This window comes from Chryseobacterium gilvum (assembly GCF_025628965.1).
GTDB lineage: Bacteria > Bacteroidota > Bacteroidia > Flavobacteriales > Weeksellaceae > Chryseobacterium > Chryseobacterium gilvum.
Map to the genome: position 1 here is coordinate 202,548 of NZ_JAOTEN010000001.1, position 17,970 is coordinate 220,517.

16 protein-coding genes are annotated in these 17,970 nt (G+C 36.3%); 8 read left to right on the forward strand and 8 right to left on the reverse strand.

Going from position 1 to position 17,970, the window contains the following annotated elements:
• Nucleotides 1-275: 275 nt before the first annotated feature.
• Entirely contained in the window at nucleotides 276-1,940 is a 1,665-nt protein-coding gene (locus N0B16_RS00970) for a GLPGLI family protein (protein ID WP_262988851.1), read from the reverse strand.
• Nucleotides 1,941-2,038: 98 nt separating this feature from the next.
• On the reverse strand, nucleotides 2,039-3,244 hold the full coding sequence (locus N0B16_RS00975; RefSeq protein ID WP_262988852.1) for an RsmB/NOP family class I SAM-dependent RNA methyltransferase: 1,206 nt from the start codon (nucleotides 3,242-3,244) through the stop codon (nucleotides 2,039-2,041).
• 124 nt (nucleotides 3,245-3,368) lie between these two features.
• Here N0B16_RS00975 and N0B16_RS00980 point away from each other — a divergent pair, with 124 nt between their 5' ends.
• On the forward strand, nucleotides 3,369-3,713 hold the full coding sequence (locus N0B16_RS00980; protein WP_262988853.1) for a zinc ribbon domain-containing protein YjdM: 345 nt from the start codon (nucleotides 3,369-3,371) through the stop codon (nucleotides 3,711-3,713).
• A 12-nt stretch (nucleotides 3,714-3,725) separates the two neighbouring features.
• Here the strand turns inward: N0B16_RS00980 and N0B16_RS00985 are convergent, their stop codons facing one another.
• The gene (locus N0B16_RS00985; protein WP_262988854.1) at nucleotides 3,726-4,670 is read right to left on the reverse strand and encodes a sulfate/molybdate ABC transporter ATP-binding protein; all 945 of its coding nucleotides are present in this window, start codon (nucleotides 4,668-4,670) and stop codon (nucleotides 3,726-3,728) included.
• An 82-nt stretch (nucleotides 4,671-4,752) separates the two neighbouring features.
• Between N0B16_RS00985 and N0B16_RS00990 the strand changes: the two genes are divergently transcribed.
• The 4 genes from N0B16_RS00990 (at nucleotide 4,753) to N0B16_RS01005 (ending at nucleotide 9,000) form a co-directional block, all read left to right on the forward strand.
• The gene (locus N0B16_RS00990) at nucleotides 4,753-5,412 is read left to right on the forward strand and encodes a YceI family protein (protein WP_262989953.1); all 660 of its coding nucleotides are present in this window, start codon (nucleotides 4,753-4,755) and stop codon (nucleotides 5,410-5,412) included.
• A 132-nt stretch (nucleotides 5,413-5,544) separates the two neighbouring features.
• Nucleotides 5,545-6,555, forward strand: a complete 1,011-nt coding sequence (gene pheS / locus N0B16_RS00995; protein ID WP_262988855.1) for a phenylalanine--tRNA ligase subunit alpha — start codon at nucleotides 5,545-5,547, stop codon at nucleotides 6,553-6,555.
• Nucleotides 6,556-6,814: 259 nt separating this feature from the next.
• Nucleotides 6,815-8,359 (forward strand): sensor histidine kinase, encoded by a 1,545-nt coding sequence (locus N0B16_RS01000; protein WP_262988856.1) that lies wholly within the window; start codon nucleotides 6,815-6,817, stop codon nucleotides 8,357-8,359.
• Nucleotides 8,356-9,000, forward strand: a complete 645-nt coding sequence (locus N0B16_RS01005; protein WP_262988857.1) for a response regulator — start codon at nucleotides 8,356-8,358, stop codon at nucleotides 8,998-9,000. Before N0B16_RS01000 ends, N0B16_RS01005 begins: the two co-directional genes overlap by 4 nt.
• Before the next feature lie 573 nt (nucleotides 9,001-9,573).
• Here the strand turns inward: N0B16_RS01005 and N0B16_RS01010 are convergent.
• Nucleotides 9,574-12,003, reverse strand: a complete 2,430-nt coding sequence (locus N0B16_RS01010) for a DUF5916 domain-containing protein (RefSeq protein WP_262988858.1) — start codon at nucleotides 12,001-12,003, stop codon at nucleotides 9,574-9,576.
• 102 nt (nucleotides 12,004-12,105) lie between these two features.
• Nucleotides 12,106-12,876: a DUF3108 domain-containing protein gene (locus N0B16_RS01015; protein ID WP_262988859.1), complete on the reverse strand. Its 771-nt coding sequence runs from the start codon at nucleotides 12,874-12,876 to the stop codon at nucleotides 12,106-12,108.
• A 152-nt stretch (nucleotides 12,877-13,028) separates the two neighbouring features.
• Here N0B16_RS01015 and N0B16_RS01020 point away from each other — a divergent pair, with 152 nt between their 5' ends.
• On the forward strand, nucleotides 13,029-14,084 hold the full coding sequence (locus N0B16_RS01020; RefSeq protein ID WP_262988860.1) for an NAD(P)/FAD-dependent oxidoreductase: 1,056 nt from the start codon (nucleotides 13,029-13,031) through the stop codon (nucleotides 14,082-14,084).
• Between the two features lie 12 nt (nucleotides 14,085-14,096).
• The gene (locus N0B16_RS01025; protein ID WP_262988861.1) at nucleotides 14,097-14,426 is read left to right on the forward strand and encodes a 2Fe-2S iron-sulfur cluster-binding family protein; all 330 of its coding nucleotides are present in this window, start codon (nucleotides 14,097-14,099) and stop codon (nucleotides 14,424-14,426) included.
• Between the two features lie 72 nt (nucleotides 14,427-14,498).
• Here N0B16_RS01025 and N0B16_RS01030 read toward each other — a convergent pair whose 3' ends face one another.
• The 3 genes from N0B16_RS01030 to N0B16_RS01040 all read right to left on the reverse strand — a co-directional run bounded on the left by N0B16_RS01030 (nucleotide 14,499) and on the right by N0B16_RS01040 (nucleotide 17,158).
• Complete coding sequence (locus tag N0B16_RS01030; protein ID WP_262988863.1) at nucleotides 14,499-15,944, reverse strand: aminoacyl-histidine dipeptidase; 1,446 nt, start codon at nucleotides 15,942-15,944, stop codon at nucleotides 14,499-14,501.
• Between the two features lie 100 nt (nucleotides 15,945-16,044).
• The gene (locus tag N0B16_RS01035) at nucleotides 16,045-16,536 is read right to left on the reverse strand and encodes a hypothetical protein (protein ID WP_262988864.1); all 492 of its coding nucleotides are present in this window, start codon (nucleotides 16,534-16,536) and stop codon (nucleotides 16,045-16,047) included.
• Nucleotides 16,537-16,552: 16 nt separating this feature from the next.
• Entirely contained in the window at nucleotides 16,553-17,158 is a 606-nt protein-coding gene (locus tag N0B16_RS01040; RefSeq protein WP_262988865.1) for an LURP-one-related family protein, read from the reverse strand.
• A 195-nt stretch (nucleotides 17,159-17,353) separates the two neighbouring features.
• On the opposite strand from N0B16_RS01040, the gene recR reads away from it, so the two are divergent.
• Nucleotides 17,354-17,965, forward strand: coding sequence for a recombination mediator RecR (gene recR, locus N0B16_RS01045; RefSeq protein WP_262988866.1), 612 nt, complete (start codon nucleotides 17,354-17,356; stop codon nucleotides 17,963-17,965).
• Nucleotides 17,966-17,970: the final 5 nt, after the last annotated feature.

Sequence of the window (17,970 nt, forward strand, 5' to 3'; positions counted from 1 at the left end):
ATAACAAATAAAATAATTGATTCGTTTAAATTTTAAATGTAAAAATCAAAAATTAATTAAATTTTATTTTTATACAATGCTTAATTGAGAGGTGGGTGAATATTTTTCATCATCAAAGTTATTTTATTGATTATATAGATAATTAAATTATAAAAAAACTTATTCTATGATAAGAAATTATTCAAATATTTTTTATTTCTTTGTGGCTCGAAATAATTTTTTTTCATCATTTGTGTTTTTACCTCCTTGCAATAATATTGCGAGGAGGTTTTGTTTTATTCAGATCCTAATAAAACTCCGGAAACATTCCATGCGCTGAAACTTGTGCCTTCCGGTGCACCTTGCGGAATTTTTACCTGAATGCTGTGTTTTCCAGCCTTCAAATCACCCAGCTGTATATAATTAGGATTCGTTACGGTTCCTGGACACCAGTTTGAACGGCTTAAGTCTGAGGAAGAAAGCCCGTCCGGAAAATTTCCCGAAGCAGGATTGTAAAGTCGGTATGATCCGCAATCGCTTCTCCATGGGGTAAAAGAAAATATGTTTTTGCCATCCAGATAAATTGAATTTACTTTGGGAATAAATTCGTCTCCGTTTTCCCAGCCTCCGTGTCCGGTTGTAATGTATCTGAGCTGCGCATTTTTAAGGTCTTTTTCTATATTAAACTCTACCAGAAGCCCTTTTTCAGTATCGAACATGGTAGCATAATCCTGTCCTGCCATTTCCATAATATTGGTTGTGTTAAATAATGGGATCACTTTATTGTTTTTATAGACGGTTTGGTCGCTTTTATGAATGGTAATTTCCAGACTCACTTTGTGGCCACCTTTATCATAATTCCCGATAAAGGTTCCGACCCAGATTTCTTTTTCAGAAAGGGAAGGCTTTAATTCGGTAATCTCCTGTCGAAACGGGCTTACCGTTTGCCAGGTTTTATCTTTCAGTTCTAGATTATTAAATGAGTTGATTCCAAATGCGGTAAAGAATCTCATCATTTCTACCACCGGCTGGTAATTTTGGTTTGAAATAATTCCAAAATACTGTTTCCCGTTTCCATTTTCGTACATCGGGAGGGTTTTCACGCCTTTTTCCAGACCGTCAAAGAAAGATTGTGATGTATCTTCGGGAATAAAAAATACGGTCCCAGTTCTGTCATACGCGTCACCATTGGAGCGCTGTTTCAGTTCTACAAAAATATTTTCACCTTCCGTAATTTTTGGAAACTTAATTTTCTTTACGATGATGGTTCCGTTGGCAAATCGTTTTATGTTTTCATCAGATTTTGACTGATCCGAGAAATTGATGATTTCATTTTCGAAAACTTTCAAAGTAGTAAATCTGCTTTTCCAGAGCAGGTCTTTATAGCTTAGAAGGTCTGTAATAGTGGTCGGTTTATTAATAATGTTTCCGATGCCGGTTTTTTTGATCTTTTTTAGGGAAATTGCCGTTATTGCAGAGTTTCCGTTTCTTTCGATTTCTAACACTAACCCTAAATTTTGCCCCAGACTTGAAGGCCCGCCTTTGAGTTTGAGATCATTGGTGTACCAAACTTCAATTGTATTTGAATTGATCTTTGTGACTGCCTGTTTACAGGTGTATCCTAAAATTTTTTTTGTTTTATCTGTGAATTCAAAACTTTGTTTAGCAACTGATTGTGAATCTGAAGTAGAAATGATTTCTCCGGGTCTCAGGAAACCATACGATATAATCGTGTTGGAAGGTTTTTCGATCTTGCTGATTTCAAAAGGATAATCGCTTTTCTGGTCTTTTACTTTTGAATTTAAAATGTAATTCTCATTTTCATTGACCCAAACGACGGTAGGATTTTGGTTGGGCTGCACTTTTCCGTTGTATGAGCTTGTGTATTGAATTTCGTAGGTTTGGGCAAAATTGAACACAGATAAGAGTATAAAAAAACAAAATAGGATTGATTTAAACATGGTGTAAAGATGGTTTTTACAAAGATAATGTTTGATTGAGATAATAAAAAAAACTACTCCAGAAAATAGAGTAGTTGTATGTTTTTATTTTAATTAAATTAAGCCAGTCTTTCGATTAGAGCCATATAAAATCCGTCGTAGCCTTCGCTTGGCATTATTTTTTCGTCTTTGATCAATTTAAAATCAGGGTTATTTTTCAAGAATTCAGCCACCTGCTCATTATTTTCAGACGGAAGAATGGAACAGGTCGCATACACCATTTTACCTCCTTTTTTAAGGATTTTAGAATAGTCCTGAATAATCTGCTGCTGTTCTTTTTTGATCCTGTCAATAAAGTCCTGATCGATTTTCCATTTGCTGTCCGGATTTCTTTTCAAGACCCCCAAACCGGAACATGGCGCGTCAATCAGAAGCCTGTCGGCTTTTTCATGAAGACGTTTGATGACTTTATTATCAGAAATCATACGGGTTTCAATATTATGCGCTCCGGCTCTTTTGGCGCGGCGCTTCAGCTCGGCCAATTTCCATTCGTAAATATCCAGTGCGATGATCTGGCCTTTATTTCCCATCAACGCAGCGAGGTGAAGGGTTTTTCCTCCTGCTCCTGCACATGCATCCACAACTCTCTGGCCTTCTTTTACATCCAGAAAATATCCTATTTTTTGAGAAGTTGCATCCTGTACCTCAAATAATCCGTCTTTGAACGCACTGGTCAGAAAAACATTCTTTTTTTCTTCGAGCTGAACGGCATCAGGATAATTTTTAACCGTATACGCGACTACATTATCATCTGCAAGGTCTGAGATAAGTTCTTTTGCTGAAGTTTTGAGAGAATTTGCTCTTAATACGGTGGGAGCCTGCTCATTTAAAGCCTTCATTTCTTTTTCCCACTGTGGTCCCAGTTCTTTTTCCAGCGTTTCGGCAAGCCATTCCGGGATAGAATATTCTATGGCTTTGGTAGGAACGGTTCCTTTTTTGAGTTTGGTGATGATATCGGCAATTTTAATACCTTCAAACTCTTCAAATCTTTTATAATTGGTTTCGCTCCACAGAAGATAGGCGACAATCAGCTTATAGATATTATTAGGTTTTATTCCTTCTCCCATATAATATTCCAGACGTTTTTTCCATCGGATAATATTGTAGAAGATTTCGGAAACAACTGCTCTGTCCTGGCTTCCCCACTTTCTGTTTGCTTTCAAAAGTCTTTCGATTACTTTGTCGGCATATTTATTTTTCTCAAAAAAAGTTTCTAGTAAAGCATCGTGAATTCCGATCGCTAAGTTTCTGTGTATCAATTCCATAATTGCAGTAAGCTGTTTGAATTTGCAAAAATACGACTTTTAATTGTAATCATGCGGTTATGTTCGCTACTATGCTGTCGAATATTAAAGACTAATAAATAGTACCTTTGCAAAAATTAAAATTATGAGCGGAGTAGTGATTTGCCCTAAATGCGATTCAGAATTTACGTATCCGAGTGACGATATGATGGTGTGTTCTCAATGTTTTTATGAATGGAATCCTGAAGAAGCGACTTCTGAAAACAACGATGCCGGAAAAATTTTAGATGCAAACGGCAATGAGCTGCAAGACGGAGATTCTGTGGTAGTGGTAAAAGACCTTCCCGTAAAAGGTGCTCCAAAACCTGTGAAAGCAGGAACTAAAGTGAAAAATATCCGTCTTAGACCGGAAAGTGATCATAATATAGACTGTAAAATTGATGGTTTCGGGTCAATGGCACTGAAATCTGAGTTTGTAAAAAAAGCTTAACAGAATAACTGCTTAATGCTTTTTAATAAAAGAAATTTTCACCTTGTTTTCTAATGAGTGATCGGTATACAGGACAAGGCTTTTATTTTTACATCTTATTTTATTCCAATAATGGCTTCCTGCAAATCTGCTTTCCAGAACTTCGGCTTCGAAACCACTCTCAGCTAATGTAATCTGGTGAGGATAATAGGAGAAGTCTGAAATTCCAAAAATATTTTTTTCATCCTCAGTAAATAAGTTAACTTCACCGAAAAGCTTGGCAACATACGGGCTGAAAGGCTTTTTATACACTTTTTCAGCAATATCATTTTGCAGTAATGTTCCTTTCTCAAGAATAATGATCTGATCAAGCCATGGAAGAATATCCTGCAGTTCGTGGGTAGAAATGATGAGCGAAATGTGATTTTCCTTAACGTACCGGAAGAGCTTTTCCCGGAGCTCGATTTTCCTGGCAAAGTCGAGATTGCTGAAAGGCTCATCGAGTAAGAGCAGTTTGGGAAGCACGGAGAGCGCTCTTGCAATGGCCACTCTCTGCTGTTGGCCGCCGCTGAGATTTTTCGGAAGGATGTGCGCAAATTCTGCAAGCCCAACCACTTCTAACAGTTCAGCGATTTTTTCTTTTTTTTTCGACAGGTTAATATTGGAAATAAATTTACCCACATTTTCGGAAACCGTTGCGTAAGGCATCAGATCAAAGTTCTGGGCCACAAATTTCATTTCACTTTCACCGGGAACGAGATTTCCTTTGGGACCCATCAGTTTTTTTCCGTCAAAGATGATTTCACCTTCTTCCCAGTTCAAAAGCCCGTAGATGAGGTTTAATAAAGTAGATTTCCCACACCCGCTTTCACCCGCCAAAGCGATTATTTTACCTTCATCTAACTGCAAACTGAAGTCTTCAAACAAAGGCTGTTCTTTTACATGTGAAAAATATAAATGATTAATCTCTACAAGCATGATACAAAAATAGTGATTTTACAAAACACTCATATTTTTTTATTACCTTAGCGAATACATTACACTTTCAATACTATTTATGATGAAAAAAAAATTATTTTCTCTGGCTGTCCCTGCTTTTTTATCTTTCGCAGTAATTTTTTCGTGCAACAAAGAAAAACCGCTTACGAATGAAAATAATGAAGTAGCCACCACTAAAGAGGGACGCAAATATGTATTGGATACTTTGAACAGTACAATAGAGTGGAAAGGATACAAAATATTTAAATCTGAAAACACCGGCCATTTCGGAACCATTACTTTTGAAAGTGGTGATGTTACTGTAAAAAACAATCAGCTGGAGAGTGGGAAATTTGTGGCCGACATGACTTCTTTAACATCTGTAGATCTGAAAGATGACGCCGGGAAACTCGAAAAACTCAATGGACATCTGAAAAGCAAAGATTTTTTTGAAGTAGAAAAATTTCCTACCGCTTCTTACGAAATCACCAAAATTACTCCTGCAAATGAAGGAGATTACAACACCATTCTTGATGGAAATCTTACGATTAAGGGAATTACAAAACCTATACAGTTTAAAGCCAATATTTCTGTAAAGGAAGGTGCTGTACGCATTGCAACAGAGCCGAAAGATATCGAAAGAGAAAAATTCAATGTGAAATTTCAGAGCCCTGTAGAAAATGGGATAATCAAAAACGAAGTAACTTTACAGATCAACGTAAAGGCACTGGAAAAGAAATAATCAAGTCTTAAAGTGAACGAATAATTCTGCCTGCTTTCTTGTAATAAAGCAGATTTTTTTATTACGATTACAATTTTTTTAAACAGGAAAAACCTTATTTTTGCAGATATATTTTTTGAAAGGATTACAATAATGATAGAAAAGATAGAAGAATTATTGACAGAGGTAAACAGCTTCAGCGGGACATCCAAAGATGAGATAGAAAACTTCCGGATCAAGTACAACGGTAAAAAAGGCGTGTTGAATGATTTCTACGAAACACTGAAAACGATTCCTAATGACCAGAAAAAAGACTTCGGACAGAAAATAAATACCCTGAAGCAGGCTGTTGCAGCTAAACTTGAAGATTTTAAAAATACTTCAGAATCTTCTGTTATGGCCGAAAAGGAAGATCTTACAAGACCTGCTTTTCCTTTAGATCTGGGTTCCAGACATCCTATCAATCTGGTAAAAAACAGAATTATTGAAATCTTTAAATCTATAGGGTTTGCTGTTGCAGACGGCCCGGAAATCGAAGATGACTGGCATAATTTTACCGCACTCAACTTACCGGAATATCATCCGGCGAGAGATATGCAGGACACTTTTTTTATCGAGCAGAATCCCGATATTCTGCTGAGGACCCATACCTCTTCTGTACAGATCCGGTATATGGAAGAAAATCAGCCTCCGATAAGGATTTTATCTCCGGGAAGAGTGTTCAGAAACGAAGCCGTTTCTTCTCGTTCCCACTGCATTTTTCATCAGATCGAAGGATTGTATATTGATGAAAAGGTGAGCTTTGCCGATATGAAACAGACGATACAGTTTTTTACCACTGAGCTTTTCGGAAAGTCTAAGATCAGGATGAGACCTTCTTATTTCCCTTTCACAGAGCCCAGTGCTGAAATTGACGTATATTGGGGACTTAATTCTGAAACTGATTATAAAATTACAAAAGGAACCGGCTGGCTGGAAATTATGGGATGCGGAATGGTAGATCCTGCCGTACTTAAAAACGTAAATATCGATTCTGAAAAATATTCAGGATATGCTTTTGGGATGGGCATCGAGAGAATTGTCATGCTTCTTTACCAGATGAGTGACATCAGAATGTTTTTTGAAAATGATATCAGAACATTAGAGCAGTTTAAGACGTTATAACAGAGTAACTGCCTGCAATGAGAGACCCTGTAAAATTATTTTAACAGGTTTTTTTCAGATTTATAAGATCATAATTTACACAAAAATGTTTAAAAATTTGTTGAACTTTAAATGGAGAAAAATTGTTCATTATTCTCTTATATTATGTATTTTATTAATACAGGTAACCATTGCGGCATTTTTTTACAATGAATTTATAAACAGGAAAAAGTTAAGCTTTTTTGAAAAACAATTAAAGGAAATCCATTCTTTAGAGAATTTGACGGATAACTCAAGAAAAGAGCTTCTGAATGCCCAGAATAGTTTTCAGAATTTCTTATTGAGTGAAGATGACCAGTATCTGAAATCGTATTTTTCATCCCTCAATATATTAGGTAAAAATCTCGACAGCATCAGCAATTTCAAATATAAAAATCCCAGGCTGAAGGATATTTTATCCTCAAAAAAGAATTTTTCTACCCCTATTAAGAATTTAAAATTATTAATAGATTCGACCTACGAGTTTTCTATCGCATCAAATTTTAACAATAATCAGGAATTTCCGAAGCTTAAGAAGTACAACATCGATTATGACTTTAACAAGTTCAATATAGAAAAGCAAACTTATAAGGATACAATTGTTAAAAAAGGAATATTCGGACGGTTAAAAGATGCCATATCCGGAAAAGAAAATGTAAGGAAAGACAGTACGGTAATCACTGTAAAAAACGGAAAACCTTTTGACGCTGAGGAAATGAGAATGGAGCTGGATAGTATCATCAATTCTGTAAACAATCATTATTATAAAGAGGTTCAAAAAATACAATTAGGCGCTGATAAAGGTAAAAACAACAGCAGTAAATTCTATACTACCTTCAACAATCTGCTGGTCTACAGCAATGGTCTTATGAATGTCTATGATTTTGCCATAAAAGATTCAAAATCAGATCTAGAAAAAGAATATACCGCGCAAAATTCGAAAAATAATAAGATCAGAACGTATTTAGTATTCGGATTAATCATCCTTATGTTTATTGTTTCCATATTGATCATGTATTTTACCAGAATAGCATTTATCTACGAATGGAAACTGAATGCTGCCAATCAGCAGATTAATGAAAACCTGAATTTTAAAAACAGGATTTTAGGAATGTTGAGCCACGAACTCAGATCTCCCCTTAAAATTATAGGCATTTTTATTAACCGGATTCAAAATAAAACTAACGATGATACTGTAAAAGAATATCTAAAATCGATAAGCTTTACCAACAATACCTTACTGATGCAAGCCAATCAGATTCTGGAATATACCAAAAACCAGCATGTGGAAAATAAATTGATACCGACAGTTTTTAATCTTAAAAATGAAATACAATCTATTTTAACCGCTATTGAACCGTATATTGAAACCAGAAACAATACACTCATCATCAATGAGACTATCGATCCCGAAATAATGGTGCATTCTGATAATACCAAAATCAATCAGATTTTTATGAATATTCTCGGAAATGCCAATAAGTTTACCGAAAACGGGCAAATTACCGTCACTTCTGCCATACAATCTGTAAATGATAAAACCGTGGGACTTACTACGACAATAAGTGATACCGGAGCAGGAATCTCCAAATCTGATTTAGAGAAAATATTTGAGCCGTATTATCAGGGAATATTATCAGATCAGGTAGAAAATCTAGGTGCAGGACTCGGATTGAGTTTGTGTAAGGAAATTGTTGAGTTGTATGGAGGGGAAATATCCGTTTCGAGTACACCAAATAAAGGGACTACCGTTATATTTTCAATCAATTTAAACCGTCATTCATGAGCCAGCTAGAAAATAAGCCTCTGCAGTTTCTTCTTGCCGATGATCACGCCCTCATCAGACAGGGGATCATTTTTCTTCTAGAGGAAATAGATATTGATTTTACGGTTTTTCAGGCCTCAAATTTGCAACAGACTTTAGAGAATTTTAATAATCATCCCATCGATATTGCGATTATTGATGCCAATTTTCCTGATGGAAACAGCCTCAGTATAGTGCCTGAAATTAAAAAAATAAGTCCCGAAACTAAAATTTTGATATTCACAGGAATCGATGAGGAGACTCACTCATTAAAATATATAAACGCAGGCGTTAATGGATTTCTCAGTAAGATGAATGAAGAAAGCGAAATAAAACACGCTATTCTTACGATGATTCGGGATGGAAAGTATATTTCAGCAGTAACCCAGAATCTTTTATTACATTCACTACAGAACCCTGCTTTTATCAATCCCTTTAATGCATTGACTGAACGAGAGCTTCAGATTGCAGAGCTGTATGCAGAAGGGTACGGCAATCTCGAAATTGCAAATAAACTTGACATTAAACAAAATACCGTAAGCACGCTTAAAAAAAGAATGTTTGACAAACTGAACATTGAAAACATTGTAGAGCTTATTGACCTGATTAAAAATTACTATTAATCTGCAGTATTTCCAGGGCTTATTCATGCCTCAACTTCTTAGTTCCCAATGTATATTTTGTAGAAAAATATCTACAGCCGCGGCGATATATATCGTAGCTATTTACGCTTTTTGTGATGCAATAGATACTACTTTTGTATAAGTAAATCGGAAGATATACTGAAAACAAAATTTAGTTCTGAAAACACAAATGATGAGATTAAATTTCGTAAAAGGTTAAAAACACAAATGTAGGCACAATGATGAAATCCTTATGTAATTACAGAGCGTATAAGCTCTGTAATACATACAGGAATGTTGAGTAGAAATTAATTGAAATATATGGTTATTTAATAACAGATGATATTAAACTGGAATTCGTTCTGAAAACACAAATGATGAGATTAGATTTCGTAAAAAAGGTTAAAAACACAAATGCAAAGACACAAATGATGAAAATCTTATAAATCGCAGAATACATTCTGTACAATATAAGAATTGCTCAAATGAGCTTAGAACTCATCCGGTTTAATTTTTAAACCAACCTCTGGATTTCAGAGGTTGGTTTTTTTTGATAACAGATCAATGTGCTGATTAGCTCTTAACATTCTTTTTGTTGATCAGCTTTTTTAAACGGTTGTAATCTATAAAATAAGTAAGTTTCAGAGAAAAATTATTGACCATCGATTCATTAAAGAGCATAGTGTAGTTTTTTGTCACATTTAGCCTGGAAATATCCAGATAATTAGACGTTGCGTTTCTGTATAATAAGGTCAGTTGGCTTCCCGGGGCAAACCACCAGGAGAATCTCAAATCTACGTTCCATGCGTTGTATGTTCCGTTTAAGTTTCTGGTAAAGCTGTTGGTGTCTGCTAAAGTTCCATCATGATTCAAAGTATAGAATTGCTTATACGTAACATCTGAAAAATAATGACGAAACGTTAAAGTCAAAGCCGTTTTTTCGTTAAAGGTATATTTTGAAGTCAGAGCATTCTCATATGTATTTCTTTGTCTTCTTCCTATGAAAATTTCTCCGTTGTCCTTTCCTGCAAATCCGTTTTCATTATTGCTGAAACTGGGATTAAAGCTCCAATGCACATTAAACCGGTCTGAGAATCTGTAACGCAACCCGAAATTGGTGAAAACCTGATTTCTGCCGGTTTCATTAAAAGCGTAATAATCAACGGTAAAATTATACTGCAGCTTTTTTCGGCTGTCACTTTCAAACCAGACCCAAGTGTCAAAGTATGCCGGAATTTTGAGAAATCTCCCTTCTGTTCTGGGCTCATAAATATCATTCTGCCCGAAAGGTGTAGCCTCTATACCGCCACCGAAAACCCTGAATTTTTTATCGGTGAAGCTGTTGTTATTGTTAAATACGAAATTTGAATTGAGAAAAGGTTCCAGCCGATGGAAATAATTAAGATTAAAGTTTAGATACATATTATTCAGTTTCTCAGTGGGTTGCAGAATCCTGTACCCGTACCATGCATTATAGTTGGCAAAATTGGTTCTGGTAGAAAACCCGAGATCATTGATATCCCAATTCTTCGTGGTCATATTTCCGTTGATGTTAAAACGGTGTTTACCGGCAATTTTTTCTATTCCTGCTTCACCGCGGGTCCCGAATGTTGTACCTTCATCCATTACCCAACTTCCTTTAAGGCTTCCAAAGGTTTTATACGTGTTTTTTTTATTGATTAAATCCCAGAGAATCCCTGTAGAATTGGCATCACGAAAATTTCCGTCTCGGGTAACATTGGTATTTACCACGGAAACTGAAGAATTTCCGCTGAATCTCTGATCAAAAACCAAAACATTATAATTGCTCCACGGTTCTACAATTTCTTTTCTGGTCGTTCCGGTTTCCGTATTAATGACCGTAGCTTCCATTTCCTGGGTAACTCCATTGAAAAAACCGATTCCCAATCCACCTTTTGTTCGTCCCGAGATTTTAAAGGCATTGAATAATTTTACTTTTGAAGGATATTCCAGGACTTCTTCATGTTCTGCGGTTACAGGATATCGGGAAGGTTCTCCGCCCACTCTTCTGGAATAAAACATGCCGCCTTTGCTGAAAAGTTCGGTGCCTTCTGTGAAAAAAGTTCTCTGTTCCGAAAACTGCTGTTCAAAAGGCGTTAAATTTAATATTGAATTATCAAAATTGGCCTGTCCGAAATCGGGAATCAATGTCATATCAAAGGTGAAAGCATCATTGATTCCGTATTTTACATCCATTCCTCCATTGAAATTTGCCGTAGTTTTTCCGTCAAAACTGTTGATGTATGTTGAGAAATAAGGTGTAAAAGATAATCGGGTAGGCGTATTGATGTTTTCCATACCTTGCAGAACTCCGTCAAAAAGGGTGTAAGAATTTTTCGCATTATCTACGAAATTCCAGTCATAGGAAGCTTTTATTCTCTGAATTCTTCGGAACATATTCATGCCCCATTCCTGAACATTACTTTTCGGGAACCGCAATTCGGAGTAGGGAATTTTCATTTCCACCGCCCATCCTTTTTCATTTATTTTTGCGCCGCTGTACCAGATTGAGTTCCAGGAACCGTCTTCTCCATCTGTAGTTATTTTAGCATCAAACTGAACTCCGGCGGCGGTAACTACAAATTCTAAGCTCTGTTGTTTATCATTGTAGCCATTTAAGGTAATGCCAAAAAAATCATCATTACTGATTCCGTCTCTTTCGGTGAGTTCTCTAGCAATTTTGCCGGGTTCCGGGTCGTACATTTGCGCGCCAAAATAAATTCCGGTATCATCATATAAAATTTTGACTTCAGTTTTAATAGAATCTGCCTGTGGTTTTCCGTTATTTGGATTCCTTTCGATAAAATGGGTGGCAACAGGTGCGCTTTTCCATTCTTCATCATTTAGAATACCGTCTATTTTTGGAGAAGAGGCTGTTTTGGTAATGATGATTTGCTTTCTTACAATAGCGGCATCTTCTTTTTTCTGGGCAATAGCAAGGCCTGAAATAATGACAAAAAACAGCAGTAATAGATTCTTCATGGTACGTTTTATAAAAATAGAACAACCACAACCTTCAATCTGTTACATGCATGTAAAAAAAAAGTCTGTGAAATATACAGACATTTTAATAGAAGGATTAATTTATTTTATAAATTTTAATGGGTATTTTACATTTTTATAATCATCGATACTTGCTTTTAAAGAGCCTACCGCCAGTTCTGCCTTTAGCATCATCGGAACGTGATTGGCATCATTGGAAACCCACATGGTAACGCCTTCTTTGGCTTTAAAAACTCTTCCGCTTTTTACGGATGGAATTATCTTTAAACAATTAATGGTCCCGAATTTTGTTTTCAGGTTTTCTGTTCCTACTACTTTCAGCTGAAATGGAAACATTTCATCATCAATCCAAACATTCATGTTGATTACGGTTCCTGTTCTCAGCTCAGCGGTGGTTTTGCTTCTTAAATAATAGAAGCATGAAAGCATATCCTGCACGCCTTTTACCGATTTTACCACTCTCGAATTGTTCGAAGACTTTTTCTTATCTGTTAAAACAAGGGTATTGTTATCATGATTGAAAACCGTCTGTAAATGTTGTGTATAACCACCTTCTTTTACATTTCTTACATAATAGCTCGGCAATTCCGTTGACATATTGATGTAGCTTTCGTATAAATCTTCCACTTTGAAAAAGGCTTTTACAGCACCGGTTGTTTGTCCGGTTCCTTTCACATACAAATGCGGAACACCTTTATAATTTGTTTTTTTTGCAGTGAGATTAGCCATTCCTGCATTCAGAAAACCATAATGAATCCTGAGTGTAAGAGATTCACCGTCTGCAATATTAGTAATTTGGGCAAACCCGGTAAGGAAGGAAAATAAGGCGATAATTGTAATAAATTTCTTCATGTGTTAAATTTACAAAAACACTGCCAAATTTTTACAGCCAGATTTTTAAGATCTTTTGATAAATCTCAGCTTTTTATTTAGACTGAATTAAATATGCTTCGCATTAAAATTAGTAAATTTGCGGGTATATATAATTAAATTATCTCTATATTATGATAACAACTGACATATTGATTATAGGAGCGGGACCCACCGGACTTTTTGCCGTATTTGAAGCAGGATTGCTTAAAATGAAGTGCCACATTATTGATGCGCTTCCTCAACCTGGAGGACAGTTGGCAGAATTATACCCTAAAAAACCTATTTTTGATATTCCCGGTTATCCTTCTGTAAATGCAGGGGAACTTGTAGATAATTTAATGGAGCAGATCAAGCAGTTTCAGCCTGGGTTTACTTTGGGAGAAACAGCGGTTTCGTATTCTAAAATAGATGATGAATGGTTTGAGGTGATAACTAATAAAGGAACCGTACACAGAGCAAAAGCGATTGCAATCGCAGGAGGATTAGGAACTTTTGAACCTAGAAAACCTGCCATGGACAATATTGCTGATTATGAAGAAAAAGGCCTTGAATATTTTGTGAAAGAGCCTGAACATTTCAGAAACAAAAGAGTGGTCATTGCCGGAGGTGGAGATTCTGCACTGGATTGGAGTGTTTTTTTATCCAACGTGGCCAGTGAAGTTACCTTAATTCACAGAAGAAATGAGTTTCGTGGCGCTCTAGATTCTGTAGAAAAAGTGCAGGATCTGAAAAACGAAGGAAAAATTAAATTAATTACTCCTGCAGAAGTTACTGCCATTAAAGGCAATGGAAAAGTGGAAGCCATTACGGTAGAAATCGATGGACAGGAAGCATATGATATTGAAACAGATTATTTTATTCCGCTTTTCGGACTGACTCCTAAATTGGGAGAAATCGCACAATGGGGAATGCAGATTGAGAAAAATGCAATCGTTGTCAACAATGCTCTTGATTATCAAACTAATATCGAAGGAATTTACGCAATCGGAGATATCAATACTTATCCCGGAAAATTAAAATTAATTCTTTGTGGTTTCCATGAGGCGACTTTGATGTGTCAAAGTGTGTACAATAGATTGAATCCCGGAAAAAAATACGTTTTAAAATATACAACAGTAAGCGGAGTAGACGGTTTTGACGGAAGCCGTAAGGAAGCTGAGAAAGCGGTTGTGAAAAAAATTGACTAATTTTGCGCAATTATGTCAGATATCAATATTAAAATCACCGATAGGGAAGGAGTTACCCACGAAGTAGTCGCGCCGACAGATATGTCTATGAATTTGATGGAAATCATCCGTTCGTACGAATTGGCAGAAGAAGGTACAATCGGAGTGTGTGGAGGAATGGCGATGTGCGCATCCTGTCAGGTTTACGTCATCAATGATCCGGGCTTGACAGACATGGGCGATGAAGAAGATGCCATGTTGGGCGAAGCTTTCCATGTGAAAGAAAACAGCAGATTGGGTTGCCAATTGCATATTGCTGATGAAATGGAAGGCCTGGAAGTGGAGATTGCTCCTTATCCTTAGAAATTTTAGATCTAAAAATAATAAAACTCCTGAAGATTTTCTTCAGGAGTTTTATTATGGATAAAACGATTTCTATTTCTTAGGAATATTTGCCAGGATATCCTTCAGGAATGCCCAGAATTTCTGTGCAGAACGAATATTTGCTTTCTCATCAGGAGAATGTGCACCTCTGATGGTGGGCCCAAAACTTACCATTTCCATTTCAGGATAGTTTGCACCGATAATTCCGCATTCCAATCCTGCGTGACAGGCTACGACGTGAGGTTTTTCCGAGAATTTTTCAGTATAGATTTTTTCCATCAGCTGAACAATCTCCGAACCCGGTTTTGGCTTCCAGCCAGGATAAGAGCCGCTGAATTCCACATTCATTCCCGCTAGTTCTGCAACAGATTTTAACTGTTCTGCAACAGAATCTTTCGAAGAATCTACCGAAGATCTGGAAAGGTTTAGAATTTTCAGATGGCCACTTTGTAGTTCTACTCTTGCGATATTATTTGAAGCTTCTACCAAATCTTTTACATCAGGACTCATTCTGTACACCCCATTATGAAGTGATTTTAAGGTGAGAATAATTTTTTTTGAATCAGATTCGGATAAGGCTTTTTCAGCACTTGATGCATGTTCTATATTGATGTTGATATGAGGTTCAACAGTAGTAAATTCTTCCAATATTTCTGTTCTCAGGCCATTGCTTAACTCATCAATAAATTCCTGTGCATTTCTTACAGAAACAATTGCGGAAGCTTCTCTCGGGATCGCATTTCTCAGTCCGCCCCCGTCAATAGAGATGAGTTGGATATTTTCGTTCTGCAGTCCTTTGTAAAGCAATCTCCCTAAAATAACATTTGCATTTCCAAATCCTTTATGAATATCCATTCCGGAGTGCCCTCCTTGAAGGCCTTTCACTTCAATTTTTACAGTTTGTCCGTTTGCAGCTTCTGTGGCATAGTTTTGAGCGATGGTCACATCAATTCCTCCTGCACAGCCGATGTCGATTTCGTCATCTTCTTCCGTATCAAGATTCAATAAAATATCTCCGGTTAACTGACCGGGTTTTAAACCCAAAGCTCCGGTCATTCCCGTTTCTTCATCAATGGTAAACAAAGCTTCCAAAGCAGGATGCGGAATGTCTGAGCTTTCTAATATCGACATGATGGTTGCGACTCCCAAACCGTTATCGGCTCCTAAAGTGGTGCCTTTTGCTTTGACCCAGTCTCCGTCAATCTCCATATTGATGCCTTCCGTTTCAAAATCAAAATTCACATCATTGTTTTTCTGGCAAACCATATCCAGATGTGACTGAAGGACGATAGATTTACGGTCTTCCATTCCGGAGGTGGCCGGTTTTTTAATAATTACATTTCCTACCTCATCTACGGTAGTTTCCAAGTTTAAGCTTTCCCCAAAATCTTTAATGAATGCAATTACTTTTTCTTCTTTTTTTGAAGGTCTCGGTACCGCATTTAATTTGGAAAAATTCTTCCAGATGATTTGCGGTTCTATATTAGATAGTTCCATACGTTTATTTTTCTCAAAATTACAAATAAAAAAATGCCCCTGAAATCCAGAAGCATTTTTTTCACTAATTACTAATTACTAATTACTAATTACTAATTATTCAACATCCGCATTCACCATAAATAGGCATCGTGATAATCGCTCCGTCTGCTTTTTCAATCGTCAAAGTACCTTCAAAAATCAGCGCTTCTTCATGCTTTACTTTTTTACCTTGTACAGAGATTTTGTAATTTTCATTTTCAATTTCTTTACTCAATACTTCATCATTTTCCATGTCGCTAGAAGAGATAAGATTTAAAGCTAAACGTTTTCCGTCGAGTTTCATATACGCGGTTTTTGCCGCGTCATCCGCATAAATATACTTTTCGCTTTCAAAATCTGATCTGTTTTTTGCAAAATAACAGGAACATTCTTTGATTTCTTTCGGAAAAGGAAAAACATCTACCTCTACTTTTTCTGCAGGAGACTGTACTGTTACAGAATCATGAACTGACGTAGCGGAATCTTTATGTACTGAAGGAGAAATTGCTTCCTTGTCTTTTTTGCAGGCAATTAATAAAAATGCTGAAAAGAAAATGATACAATATTTCATAGTGTACTCTATTAATTTATCCTCTTGATCTTTCTAAAAGAACCATCATCAGTAAAGACAAAACCACAAGGCTTTCATCTTCATCATCAATGTCTACCAATCTGTCGAGCTGAAATCTTCTTCCAAACATAGAAGGCATTTTCTTCAGCTTAAAATATTCTTTACCGTCAATTCCTTTTACGGTATATGTAGGATTTAGAAAATATCCGGTAAACATTCCGATTACAGGGATTTCTCCTACCATTCCGTCGAAGAATTTTATCCATGCATTGTCTTCGGTAATGGTAAATTTCTGCTGATCGGCTTCATCCAGCACATCATATGTCGATTTCCAGATAGAACGCATCCCTTTTCTGGCCAGTCTGCCAAAGTTTTTTGTATTGATAGCATCCTTAATTGAATACGAAGCGTTGAAATCAATCCACTGATTGGCCTGAATTCTGAAAAGTTCTTTTGTTTTACTTTCATCATTGAAAACAACAACATCTTCTTTTAGCTTAAACATTTTCTGGCGTACATACGCTACGTAGTTTCCGTTCCTGTCTGTAATGTTGAAATCACTGGCGAGTGTTGTGATTTTGAATTTAAAATCCAGCGGATAATTAAGATTGTTGAGTACCATTTTCGTTTTAATTTTTTCAGGTTAATATTCGTATTCAAAGATAAAGGTTTTTCAGAGTTTAATTGTGTTAAAAGGATTTATCATGGTATTGATTTATAAATTTCAGAACAATTATTCATCATTTATGGTAGATTTCTTTGATAATTGATCAGTGACTATTCGCATGTTATCACGATAATCCTTATTTTTGTACGTATGGATTATCCTAGTAAAGTATTGGCAAAAGCAGTGGAAGAAATATCCGGACTTCCGGGTATAGGAAGGAAAACCGCTTTGCGTTTAGCGCTTCATTTGCTCAAACAGCCCAATTCACAAGCGACGAGTCTGGGAAGTTCTATCATCAGTCTTGTCAACGAAATCAAATACTGCAAAGAGTGTCATAATTTTTCAGATTTTGAAATTTGTGAAATTTGCAGCAACCATAAAAGAAGCGATGAGATCATATGTATCGTAGAAGATGTGCGTGATGTGATCGCTATTGAAAACACGGGAAAATACACGGGAAAATATTTAATATTAGGAGGGAAGATTTCTCCGATGGAAGGAGTGGGCCCTAATCAGCTCAATATAAAAAGTATTGAGAAGAAATTCCTGGAAGGGAGAGCAAAAGAATTTATTTTTGCTCTGAGTGCCACGATGGAAGGAGACACCACCGCTTATTATATTTATAAAAAATTTAAAAGTTTCGGGATTAAATTTTCAAGCATCGCACGAGGGATTTCCGTAGGAGATGAACTGGAATATGCAGATGAGATTTCTCTGGGAAGGTCTATTGTCAACAGGCTTCCTTATAACGAAAAGGATTAAAGAAG

What these genes read in the sequence shown, in the direction of transcription:
- N0B16_RS00970 (WP_262988851.1), bottom strand. Translation starts at nt 1,940, where the DNA reads ATGTTTAAATCAATCCTATTTTGTTTTTTTATACTCTTATCTGTGTTC.
- N0B16_RS00975 (WP_262988852.1), bottom strand. Translation starts at nt 3,244, where the DNA reads ATGGAATTGATACACAGAAACTTAGCGATCGGAATTCACGATGCTTTA.
- N0B16_RS00980 (WP_262988853.1), top strand. Translation starts at nt 3,369, where the DNA reads ATGAGCGGAGTAGTGATTTGCCCTAAATGCGATTCAGAATTTACGTAT.
- N0B16_RS00985 (WP_262988854.1), bottom strand. Translation starts at nt 4,670, where the DNA reads ATGCTTGTAGAGATTAATCATTTATATTTTTCACATGTAAAAGAACAG.
- N0B16_RS00990 (WP_262989953.1), top strand. Translation starts at nt 4,753, where the DNA reads ATGAAAAAAAAATTATTTTCTCTGGCTGTCCCTGCTTTTTTATCTTTC.
- pheS (WP_262988855.1), top strand. Translation starts at nt 5,545, where the DNA reads ATGATAGAAAAGATAGAAGAATTATTGACAGAGGTAAACAGCTTCAGC.
- N0B16_RS01005 (WP_262988857.1), top strand. Translation starts at nt 8,356, where the DNA reads ATGAGCCAGCTAGAAAATAAGCCTCTGCAGTTTCTTCTTGCCGATGAT.
- N0B16_RS01010 (WP_262988858.1), bottom strand. Translation starts at nt 12,003, where the DNA reads ATGAAGAATCTATTACTGCTGTTTTTTGTCATTATTTCAGGCCTTGCT.
- N0B16_RS01015 (WP_262988859.1), bottom strand. Translation starts at nt 12,876, where the DNA reads ATGAAGAAATTTATTACAATTATCGCCTTATTTTCCTTCCTTACCGGG.
- N0B16_RS01020 (WP_262988860.1), top strand. Translation starts at nt 13,029, where the DNA reads ATGATAACAACTGACATATTGATTATAGGAGCGGGACCCACCGGACTT.
- N0B16_RS01025 (WP_262988861.1), top strand. Translation starts at nt 14,097, where the DNA reads ATGTCAGATATCAATATTAAAATCACCGATAGGGAAGGAGTTACCCAC.
- N0B16_RS01030 (WP_262988863.1), bottom strand. Translation starts at nt 15,944, where the DNA reads ATGGAACTATCTAATATAGAACCGCAAATCATCTGGAAGAATTTTTCC.
- N0B16_RS01035 (WP_262988864.1), bottom strand. Translation starts at nt 16,536, where the DNA reads ATGAAATATTGTATCATTTTCTTTTCAGCATTTTTATTAATTGCCTGC.
- N0B16_RS01040 (WP_262988865.1), bottom strand. Translation starts at nt 17,158, where the DNA reads ATGGTACTCAACAATCTTAATTATCCGCTGGATTTTAAATTCAAAATC.
- recR (WP_262988866.1), top strand. Translation starts at nt 17,354, where the DNA reads ATGGATTATCCTAGTAAAGTATTGGCAAAAGCAGTGGAAGAAATATCC.